This is a genomic window from Leuconostoc sp. BM2, assembly GCF_002095565.1.
GTDB classification, from domain to species: domain Bacteria; phylum Bacillota; class Bacilli; order Lactobacillales; family Lactobacillaceae; genus Leuconostoc; species Leuconostoc falkenbergense.
Window position 1 is genome coordinate 23,933 of the sequence record NZ_MOWQ01000019.1, and the last position, 8,891, is coordinate 32,823.

Consider the following 8,891-nt stretch of genomic DNA (forward strand, 5'->3'; position numbering starts at 1 on the left):
ATGCCAGATTTTACAGGAAAAACAGTATTGGTTACGGGATCTTCACGTGGAATTGGTCTAGCCATTGCTAAAGCTTTTGATGCTGCAGGCGCGAATTTAATTTTACATGCACGTTCAGAAATTAAAGCAGAAACATTGGCAGAATTTCAACATGATGTTCGAGTTTTACAATTTGATATAGCCGATGCAGCAGCGGCTGAAGCAAGCTTAAAAGCCCTTTATAAACAGGAAAATTTTCAAGGAATTGATGTTCTAGTCAACAATGCTGGTATTACGAAAGATCAGTTGGCGATGGGCCTAACACCTGAAGATTTTGCACAAGTTGTGAACGTTAATCTTAATGGTACCTTTAATGTCACGCAATCAGTATTTAAAAAGATGATTCGCCAGAAACATGGTGTGATTATCAATTTGAGTTCAGTGGTCGGCTTAATGGGTAACATAGGGCAAACTAATTATGCAGCCTCAAAAGCTGGTATTATTGGTTTGACAAAATCTTTGGCTAAAGAAGGTGCAAGACGCCATATTCGCGTTAATGCCATTGCACCTGGTATGATTGTGTCGGATATGACGGCTGCCTTGCCTGAGGCTACACAAGCTGAAATTCTTAAAAACATTCCCTTGGCACGTTTTGGACAAGTTGACGAAATCGCACAAACGGCATTGTTTTTAGCCGAAAACGATTATATCACTGGGCAAACTATTACAGTTGATGGCGGTTTATACATATAAACTGCATTATCGTAAAATACAGAAAGGAAAGGCGTGTACGGTGAGTTGACCGTGAGCGCTCAAAATATTATGACACGAGTAGTAGTGACAGGACTTGGCGCAGTAACGCCATTAGGTAACGATACACAATCTTTTTTGGATGGTATCTTCAATGAAAAAATTGGTATTAAGCCAATCACAAAATTTGATGCTTCAGAAACTGGTATCACCGTAGCAGGACAGGTTGATGGTTTTGATCCAGCATTACGTGTTGGTAAGCGAGATGCTCGTAAGATGGACCTATTTGCGCAGTATGCCATTGATGCTGCTGATCAGGCTTTGGAAAACGCTGGTTTGAAAGCTGATGCCGATGCTGATGTACCAACTACCGTTGCAGATCCAACACGTTTTGGTGTGATTTTGGGGAATGGTATTGGTGGTTTGACAACGATTCAAGAGCAAGTTATCAAAATGCATGATAAAGGGCCGCAACGTGTCAGTCCATTATTTGTACCAGAATCAATTCCTAACATGGTTTCTGGAAATGTATCACTACGTTTTGGCGCTAAGGGTATTAACTCAACAATCGTGACCGCCTGTGCTTCCGCAACTAATGCAATTGGTGAAGCATTCTGGCGTATTCAATCAGGTAAAGCTGATGTGATGTTGACTGGTGGTTCTGAAGCAACTGTTAACGAAATTGGTATTGCCGGTTTCGCAGCTTTGACAGCTTTGTCAAAAGAAGAAGACCCGACACAAGCTTCTAAACCTTTTGATAAGAACCGTCATGGCTTCGTTCTAGGTGAAGGTTCTGGTATTTTGGTAATTGAAAGCTTAGAGCATGCACAAGCACGTGGGGCTCATATTTTGGCTGAGCTGGTTGGTTATGGCGCCTCTTCTGACGCTTACCACATGACGTCTCCTTCGCCTGATGGTGAAGGTGCTGCACGAGCAATGCGTGATGCATTGAATGATGCTAATTTAGATGCTAATCAAATTTCGTACATCAATGCGCATGGTACGGCTACGGGCGCCAATGATTCTGGTGAAGCGCATGCGATTGCAACAGTATTTGGTGAAAATACGGTGCCTGTATCATCAACTAAGGGGATGACCGGTCATTTGTTAGGTGCTGCTGGTGCAATTGAAGCATTGATTTCTGTTGGTGCCTTAACACGTGGTGAATTACCTGTTAACGTTGGTGTTGATGAACAAGATGATGACACAAAAGTGGTTAATTTAGTTGATGATGACACAAAGCATCAAGCACCTGAATATGTACTGAGCGCTAACTATGGTTTTGGCGGACACAATGCTGTCATTGTCTTTAAAAAATGGCACGAAGAGGCTTAAAAATGAGTTTAGATATTGAAGAAATCCGACAACTAATTGCTGATTTAGAAAACAGTTCATTACGTGAATTTGAAGTGACTGATGGCGATTTTAATTTGCATTTGTCAAAAAATGAAGCTGCATCAATCATCAATCCAGTTGCAGCAACACAAAGCACACCTCAAGCACCAGCAGCTCCTGTTGATGTGCCACATGCATTGGCACAGCCGGAAACAGCAGGTGTTGAAATTGTTGCGCCAATGGTTGGTACGGTTTATTTGCAGCCTAAGCCAGAAGCACCAATGTTTAAACAAGTTGGTGACAAGGTCACGGTTGGTGAAACAGTAGCTGTTATCGAAGCAATGAAACTGATGACAGAAATTCATAGTGAAGTTTCAGGAACAATTAGCGAAATTCTGGTAGAAAATGAAGAAGTGGTTGATTACAATAAGCCACTTTATGTTGTAAAGCCAGACTAAGCGGCTTTGAATAAATTACCAATGTTTTTGACCATTAAACGATAAGGAGCCAGTCATGACAGTTCTAAATACACAACAAATTCAAGAAATTTTACCCCATCGTTATCCAATGTTAATGTTGGATACAGTTGAGGAATTAGTCCCTGGTGAAAAAGCAGTGGCTATTAAAAATATTAGTGTGAATGAAGAAATTTTTCAAGGACATTTTCCCGGTAACCCAACATTTCCCGGCGCATTGACGGTTGAAGCATTGGCACAAACTGGTGCAGTTGCACTATTATCAATGCCTGAATTTAAGGGAAAAACAGCCTATTTTGGTGGAATTAAAAAGGCTCGTTACCGTCAAATGGTGCGTCCTGGGGACCAATTACGTTTAGAGGTAACACTTGATCGCTTGCGTGGCCCAATTGGTACAGGCAAGGGTATTGCTTGGATTGGGGACAAAAAAGCGACTACTGCTGAGCTAACATTTATTATTGGAGAGTAACATGTTTAAAAAAGTGCTTGTTGCTAATCGTGGTGAAATTGCGGTTCGCATTATTCGAACGCTAAAAGAAATGGGCATTGCTTCAGTCGCTATTTACTCAACAGCCGATAAAGACAGTCTACATGTTCAAATTGCTGACGAAGCGATTGCTGTTGGGGGACCCAAGCCTAAGGATTCGTACTTAAATATGAAAAATATTTTAAGTGCTGCCTTGCTATCGGGAGCCGAGGCAATTCATCCGGGCTACGGTTTTTTAGCTGAAAATACATTGTTTGCTGAAATGGTTGGCGAAGTTGGTATTAAATGGATTGGTCCTAGGCCAGAAACAATTGAGTTAATGGGTAATAAAGCCAACGCACGTGAAGAAATACGACGTGCTGGCGTACCAGTGATTCCTGGTTCAGAGGGATTTATCCGTGATTTTCATGAAGCGAAAACAGTTGCTGATAAAATTGGTTATCCTTTGTTGCTGAAAGCTGCTGCTGGTGGTGGCGGTAAAGGCATGCGTTTTGTTTATGGTGAAGATGAGTTATCAGATAAATTTGATGATGCTCAGAACGAAGCACGTGCTTCGTTTGGCGATGATCACATGTATATTGAAAAAGTTATGTCACGTGTCCGTCACATTGAAATGCAGGTGTTCCGTGATGAAAATGGTCATGTTGTTTATTTACCAGAACGAAATTGTTCATTACAACGAAATAATCAAAAGGTGATTGAAGAATCGCCAGCTACTGGTGTGACACCTGAAATGCGTGCACATCTTGGCGAAATTGTTACTAAAGCCGCAAAGGCTTTGGCGTATGAAAATACTGGCACCATTGAATTTTTGCAAGATCGTGAGGGTCATTTCTATTTTATGGAAATGAATACACGTATTCAAGTAGAGCATCCGGTGTCTGAGATGGTCACTGGATTAGATTTAATTAAGTTACAAATTCAAGTTGCGGCAGGTTTAGACTTGCCGGTCGTTCAAGATGACGTCAGCGTTAAAGGCCACTCTATTGAAGTACGTTTGACGGCTGAGCAGCCAGAAAAACACTTTGCACCTAGTGCTGGAACTATTGATTTTGTCTTTTTGCCAACTGGTGGACCGGGTGTTCGTATTGATTCAGCCTTATTTAATGGCGATAAAATTCAACCATTTTACGATTCGATGATTGGTAAATTAATTGTTAAAGCTGATGATCGTCCAACAGCCATGAAGAAAATTCAACGCGTAGTTGATGAAACTGTTGTTCGTGGTGTAGCTACTAGCCGTAATTTTCAAAAAGCTTTGTTAGCTGATCCACAGGTTCAACGTGGCGAATTTGACACACGTTATTTGGAAAGTGAATTTCTACCAAGATGGACGCAAACATTGCCAGATAATCAATAAAATGACTACCGTATGCGTCTAACGTGTGCGGTATTGTTATAATGGAGAGAAAAATGGATTTATATGAAAATAAAAGTTCGAAGGAAAAAATCAAACGTGATGCGTCTGTGAATGATCGTATTCCAGATGGCCTTTTCCTTGCTTGCCCTTATTGCGGTGCTCAGATGTATAATAAACAGCTTGGAGAATTTCGAGTATGTGCTAATTGTGGCTATGGCTTTCGTTTGCAAGCGCGCGAACGTGTCAGTTTGTTAACTGATAGTTTTGAAGAAATGGACGCCGATATTCAAATGACTAATCCAGAATTTCCGGGTTACGCCGAGAAGTTAGCACGAGCACAATCACAAACAGAGCTAGGTGAATCTGTCCTGACGGGTCTGGCAACAATTGAAAAACAAAAAGTAGCATTAGGTGTCATGGATTCATACTTCATGATGGGTTCGCTGGGTTCAATGACTGGTGAAAAGATTACGCGTCTCTTTGAATATGCAACATCTCATCGTTTACCAGTCGTACTATTCACGGCTTCAGGTGGGGCGAGAATGCAAGAGGGAATTCAATCGTTGATGCAGATGGCTAAGGTATCTGCTGCTGTTGCGCAACACCAAGAGGCTGGTTTATTATATCTTGTTGTTTTGACAGATCCAACAACGGGTGGCGTGACAGCTAGTTTTGCCATGCAAGGTGATATTACTTTAGCTGAGCCCCATGCATTGGTAGGTTTTGCTGGGGCCCGCGTGATTGAATCTACAATTCATGAAAAATTACCTAAAGATTTCCAGCGTGTTGAAACATTATTAGAAAATGGTTTTGTGGATCAAATTGTGCCACGTGAGTCCTTGGCGCCAATGATTGCTAAAATTGTTAAGTTGCATACAAGTCTAGAGGAATAATATGTCAGCAGATATTTTGAATAGTTTGAAAATTTTCAAGCGTGAATTGACGCCAGCTCAAGTCGTAAAAAAATCTCGAGAAGATCGTTTCATGGCGCGTGAAATTATTGATGGTATATTCACTGATTTTGTCGAATTGCATGGTGATCGATTGAGCGGGGATGATATGTCAGTTATTGGGGGGATTGCGGCTTTAAACGGTCAGCCAGTGACGATTATTGTCATTGACAAGGGAACTGATATTCATGATAAGTTGAGTAAACGCAACGGTTCTCCAGAACCTTGGGGCTATCGTAAGGCGCAACGTTTAATGCAGCAAGCGCAACGGTTCCATCGACCAATTATCACATTTATTAATACACCGGGTGCCTTTCCAGGTAAAGAGGCTGAGGCACAGGGACAAGGGGAAGCGATTGCCAAGTCTATACTTGAATCAATGAAGCTGACGGTACCAATGATAGCCATTGTTTATGGTGAAGGTGGTTCGGGAGGTGCACTGGCGCTTGCCACTGCTAACCAAGTTTGGATGTTTCAGAATGCTACGTATTCTATTTTGTCGCCAGAAGGATTTGCATCAATTCTTTGGAAAGATAGCAAACGTAGTGATGAAGCTGCCGCCGTTATGGGGCTAACCGCAAAAGATTTGTTTGAAAAAGACATTATTGAATATATTGTGCCGGAATCACACAATCATCCCCGTGTCTTTAATTTAATCAGAAAAAGACTGGATGATGAAATTAAAGTGCTGAACCAGTTAACGCCAAGTGAACTGGTCAATCAGCGATGTGCCCGTTTTAGAGCTTTTTAAGCATGATTGATATTTAACCTGTGTTACAATTAATATGATGACAGTTTATAATAAATTGTTTATTATGTTTTGGGTCTGTTTTTTGGAATTCGACAGGCTGTTTAGAGCATTGGCTGCGTTTCGCCGTCCGGGCGTTAAACGGGCAGACATTTTAACTGCAAAAAATGAAAACTCTTACGCAATCGCTGCTTAAAAACCAGCAATACGTAGCTTAATCTTGGTTTCTGACGTCTGAGGTTAGGCCATAAAAGGTCAGATCGCATTGTTGTTTACATCTGGAAGGGCAATGTTAAATTTATCAGATTAGTTAATTTGATTAGCCGTGTGTTATGGCGTACAAGTTAATGAAATTCAAATGATAACACTATAAGCGTAGGCGCCTGTGTATCGGACGGTTTGGACAGGGGTTCGACTCCCCTCAGATCCATTTAGCATTTCATGGCGTTGCATAAGGTTTCAAAAACCTTGATGTAGCACCTTTTCTTATGAAAAACGTTGCACTGTATTTCATAGCATTTCACACAAAAAGGTACTTTTTTAGGTACAAAATTAAATCGAGCGAGTAAGCAGTGTAACGGCATTTAAGCCGTTTTTTATTTGGAGAAATGGTACAAAAACAGTACATAAAATCATATTATCTTATTAATTGCATATTGGTAGTTATTATACGCATAAATAGTTGTTATAATTGCATATATACACAGTGAATAGATAGGAGCATATATGACGACCGCGTGGACTAATCGTGAAATATTAAAAAGCTATTTTCGAGGGATAATAGACTTACAGATTGAGTATATGAACAATTACCCAGATATGAATAACGATTATAGACATGAGAATGAAGACTTTATAAAGACAGTTAAAACAACTTTAGATGAGTTTAGTTGCAAATTATCGCCAGAGTTAAAAGATATGTATGTAGCCAAATACAGAGACAATAAGCCGTTTATAGAGTTTTATAACGTTGTAGCTCCCACAGGGTATATTATGGCTTTAAACAAAGAATTAAACGCATTAGTCAGCAAAATAGAACGGCCAAAGGAAAGATTATATGCGTGATGTACTTACAGTGGAAACAAATACCTTAGATATTCTTACTGATTACTTTACAGGAAGATATACAGCTTACTTAGATTACATTCAATCTAGTGACGAACCAGTAACTGATAAGAAACGTTTTGTATTAGAGGTCATGAATACATTAGATCCAGTAGTTAGTCAGATAGAATCAGAGCTGTTAAGTATTTACGTTGACAAATACAGAACGCATAAACCCTTTACATATTATGTCCATAATGCTTCACAACGATTGGCCATAAATTTGCTTAACAAGAAGTTAAACATGCGGGTTAAAGACATTCCAAGACCACAAATAAGCTTTGCTATCAAACAATGAAACCACAGCGCAGGAGGGAATATAATGGCAGATAGAACAGATAAAATGTTGAGAGATTATTTTTCAGGTAGATTGAAGTTAATGGCAGAGGTTGAGCCACGATACAAGCAAGACATTGCAGACATTACATTTTGTTTGTCAGTCATCAAGCCAGAACATAGCGCAGTCATCAAAAGATATTATAGTGATAAATTTATAACGTGGGAAGAGGTTGTGAGTGAAGCAGGTAAAAGTCACTCGAGTTTACGGACATGGCGCAATGACTTTAAAACGTTATTGAATGTGATGACACAACACGGGGATGAATTTATTGAGTTGAGACATGAAGCATTACAAGTGTAGTGCTTTTTTGTTTACAATAAAAAACACCCCGCCCCCTTGTTACTAGATTGTAGAGCGCACACATATCGTCATCTTGTATCACACGCCAATTTTTAAAAGTTTTTTTCTGGTTCTTTTTGGGAGTTGATGTACTGGTATATTAGGATTCTTTGTTTAGAAAAGTACCCCCTAAACCCACCCTATTTTTGAGTTAAAAACCCTTTAACGTTGCTCGATTAACCTTGTCAAGCCCCCTTATAGCTATCACAGAGAGTTATAGCGAATGTTTGTTATCGTTTGAAACGATAGCGAGATAGTTCGAGGTCATTTAAAACGACCACGGGATAAGTTCCTTATGAATTTGATTGATAACGGATACAATCTCATCCCCGTATCAGTGAGCAAGATAGAGCTTGTGTATTTGTTTCAAAACAAGCTAGATAGCGTGTAAATTTGCGTTTGACATATTGATGAGTGTATTTGTACCAGACAAACATTAAACGCTTAAAATGCTCGTATACTGAAAATCCGGACTGCTTTATTTCTAGGGCATAATCCGAGATAATCAAGTATAGGAGTTTTTTTATATTATGAAAGCTAAGCGATACTCAACAGAATTTAAGTCATCAATTGTCGCCTTGTATAACGAGGGACGTTCTGCTAATTCTCTAGCCAATGAATACCATTTGGCTGTACAAACCGTCACGGGTTGGGTGAAGAAAGCCCAAATCATTGGGACGGACGTTACTGGTAAGCCAGTGACTCGTGCCCAATTTAACGCAATGCAGAAAGAAGTCGCAAGACTTAAAGAAGAAAACGAAATTTTAAAAATTGCGGCCGTTTTGCTGGGCGAACATCGCAAGTAACACGTAAGACCCATTTTCCTATTGTCCAATCATTGCTAAAACAGCATTTTAAACTCATGATGGTGCTTCGCCTACTCAAAATACCCAAAAGCACCTACTTTGATTGGGTTCACTATACTGAGAGCCAACGACAACGAGAAGACACGATTTTAAAAGCTTTGTTGCGTGAAATTTGGCAAAATAACTATAAAGCTTATGGCGCGCCACGTCTGCGATT

Annotated in this window: 11 protein-coding genes and 1 other RNA gene; all 12 read left to right on the plus strand. The window is 40.0% G+C overall.

From position 1 onward, the window contains the following. The 12 genes from fabG to BMG01_RS06420 all read left to right on the plus strand — a co-directional run bounded on the left by fabG (nucleotide 1) and on the right by BMG01_RS06420 (nucleotide 8,674). Entirely contained in the window at nucleotides 1–732 is a 732-nt protein-coding gene (fabG, locus tag BMG01_RS06365) for a 3-oxoacyl-ACP reductase FabG (protein ID WP_004913629.1), read from the plus strand. Between the two features lie 69 nt (nucleotides 733–801). Further along, on the plus strand, nucleotides 802–2,064 hold the full coding sequence (fabF, locus tag BMG01_RS06370; RefSeq protein ID WP_036066926.1) for a beta-ketoacyl-ACP synthase II: 1,263 nt from the start codon (nucleotides 802–804) through the stop codon (nucleotides 2,062–2,064). A 2-nt stretch (nucleotides 2,065–2,066) separates the two neighbouring features. After that, nucleotides 2,067–2,522, plus strand: a complete 456-nt coding sequence (accB, locus tag BMG01_RS06375) for an acetyl-CoA carboxylase biotin carboxyl carrier protein (protein WP_004913634.1) — start codon at nucleotides 2,067–2,069, stop codon at nucleotides 2,520–2,522. Between the two features lie 55 nt (nucleotides 2,523–2,577). After that, nucleotides 2,578–3,009, plus strand: coding sequence for a 3-hydroxyacyl-ACP dehydratase FabZ (gene fabZ / locus BMG01_RS06380; RefSeq protein ID WP_004913636.1), 432 nt, complete (start codon nucleotides 2,578–2,580; stop codon nucleotides 3,007–3,009). A 1-nt stretch (nucleotide 3,010) separates the two neighbouring features. Beyond that, entirely contained in the window at nucleotides 3,011–4,387 is a 1,377-nt protein-coding gene (locus BMG01_RS06385) for an acetyl/propionyl/methylcrotonyl-CoA carboxylase subunit alpha (RefSeq protein WP_004913638.1), read from the plus strand. A 53-nt stretch (nucleotides 4,388–4,440) separates the two neighbouring features. Further along, nucleotides 4,441–5,280 carry an acetyl-CoA carboxylase, carboxyltransferase subunit beta gene (gene accD / locus BMG01_RS06390; RefSeq protein ID WP_004913641.1) on the plus strand — a complete coding sequence of 280 codons (840 nt, stop codon included), beginning with the start codon at nucleotides 4,441–4,443 and terminating at the stop codon, nucleotides 5,278–5,280. A 1-nt stretch (nucleotide 5,281) separates the two neighbouring features. Continuing rightward, entirely contained in the window at nucleotides 5,282–6,088 is an 807-nt protein-coding gene (accA, locus tag BMG01_RS06395) for a carboxyltransferase subunit alpha (RefSeq protein ID WP_004913646.1), read from the plus strand. A 71-nt stretch (nucleotides 6,089–6,159) separates the two neighbouring features. Beyond that, nucleotides 6,160–6,518: a transfer-messenger RNA gene (gene ssrA / locus BMG01_RS06400) on the plus strand. Between the two features lie 293 nt (nucleotides 6,519–6,811). Then, the gene (locus BMG01_RS06405) at nucleotides 6,812–7,150 is read left to right on the plus strand and encodes a hypothetical protein (protein ID WP_036068781.1); all 339 of its coding nucleotides are present in this window, start codon (nucleotides 6,812–6,814) and stop codon (nucleotides 7,148–7,150) included. Further along, on the plus strand, nucleotides 7,143–7,487 hold the full coding sequence (locus BMG01_RS06410) for a hypothetical protein (protein ID WP_036067164.1): 345 nt from the start codon (nucleotides 7,143–7,145) through the stop codon (nucleotides 7,485–7,487). Before BMG01_RS06405 ends, BMG01_RS06410 begins: the two co-directional genes overlap by 8 nt. 24 nt (nucleotides 7,488–7,511) lie before the next feature. Then, on the plus strand, nucleotides 7,512–7,829 hold the full coding sequence (locus BMG01_RS06415; protein WP_004915150.1) for a hypothetical protein: 318 nt from the start codon (nucleotides 7,512–7,514) through the stop codon (nucleotides 7,827–7,829). Nucleotides 7,830–8,398: 569 nt separating this feature from the next. Next, nucleotides 8,399–8,674, plus strand: a complete 276-nt coding sequence (locus BMG01_RS06420; protein ID WP_004910748.1) for a transposase — start codon at nucleotides 8,399–8,401, stop codon at nucleotides 8,672–8,674. Nucleotides 8,675–8,891 lie beyond the last annotated feature (217 nt).

Coding starts and splice junctions, on each gene's coding strand:
- accB (WP_004913634.1), top strand. CDS start 2,067: ATGAGTTTAGATATTGAAGAAATCCGACAACTAATTGCTGATTTAGAA.
- fabG (WP_004913629.1), top strand. CDS start 1: ATGCCAGATTTTACAGGAAAAACAGTATTGGTTACGGGATCTTCACGT.
- fabF (WP_036066926.1), top strand. CDS start 802: ATGACACGAGTAGTAGTGACAGGACTTGGCGCAGTAACGCCATTAGGT.
- BMG01_RS06410 (WP_036067164.1), top strand. CDS start 7,143: ATGCGTGATGTACTTACAGTGGAAACAAATACCTTAGATATTCTTACT.
- accA (WP_004913646.1), top strand. CDS start 5,282: ATGTCAGCAGATATTTTGAATAGTTTGAAAATTTTCAAGCGTGAATTG.
- BMG01_RS06405 (WP_036068781.1), top strand. CDS start 6,812: ATGACGACCGCGTGGACTAATCGTGAAATATTAAAAAGCTATTTTCGA.
- fabZ (WP_004913636.1), top strand. CDS start 2,578: ATGACAGTTCTAAATACACAACAAATTCAAGAAATTTTACCCCATCGT.
- BMG01_RS06385 (WP_004913638.1), top strand. CDS start 3,011: ATGTTTAAAAAAGTGCTTGTTGCTAATCGTGGTGAAATTGCGGTTCGC.
- BMG01_RS06415 (WP_004915150.1), top strand. CDS start 7,512: ATGGCAGATAGAACAGATAAAATGTTGAGAGATTATTTTTCAGGTAGA.
- BMG01_RS06420 (WP_004910748.1), top strand. CDS start 8,399: ATGAAAGCTAAGCGATACTCAACAGAATTTAAGTCATCAATTGTCGCC.
- accD (WP_004913641.1), top strand. CDS start 4,441: ATGGATTTATATGAAAATAAAAGTTCGAAGGAAAAAATCAAACGTGAT.